The sequence below is a fragment of the Bowmanella yangjiangensis genome, from assembly GCF_017255015.1.
Lineage (GTDB): Bacteria > Pseudomonadota > Gammaproteobacteria > Enterobacterales > Alteromonadaceae > Bowmanella > Bowmanella yangjiangensis.
Genome location: NZ_JAFKCS010000732.1, coordinates 1 through 365, shown reverse-complemented (window position 1 = coordinate 365; position 365 = coordinate 1). Strand labels below are relative to the sequence as shown.

Here is a 365-nt window from a genome sequence, read left to right as displayed (position 1 = left end):
AGCTCGGCGGCGCCGTGGTCATGGCCGCCCTGGGCTTCATCCCTGGCTACCTGCTGTCCTACGCGCTGAAGAAGGCCGACCTGCTGCGCGTACCGGCACATGCCGAGGAACGTGGTCTGGACCTGACCGAAGTACCGGCCCAGGCCTACCCGGAATGGACCTCGATGTATGGCCCGAGCACCAGCGTCGGCGGCAGCGAGCCGGCTCCGCTGGCCACCGCCGAGCCGAAATCCGCCTGACTCTTTCCCTAGCCTGGCCGCACACGCGGCCAGGCCCATTGCGAGGAACACAGCATGAGCATCACGACCTACGAAGGCGCCAGCGCCGTATTCACCTTCGCCGACCAGCCCGCGATCCTGGTCTTC

Annotated in this window: 1 protein-coding gene; it reads left to right on the top strand. The window is 67.4% G+C overall.

The window, feature by feature from the left end:
- A partial coding sequence (locus tag J0A65_RS26460; RefSeq protein ID WP_206597155.1) for an ammonium transporter occupies nucleotides 1–239 on the top strand: 239 nt, incomplete at its 5' end.
- Between the last annotated feature and the right edge of the window lie 126 nt (nucleotides 240–365).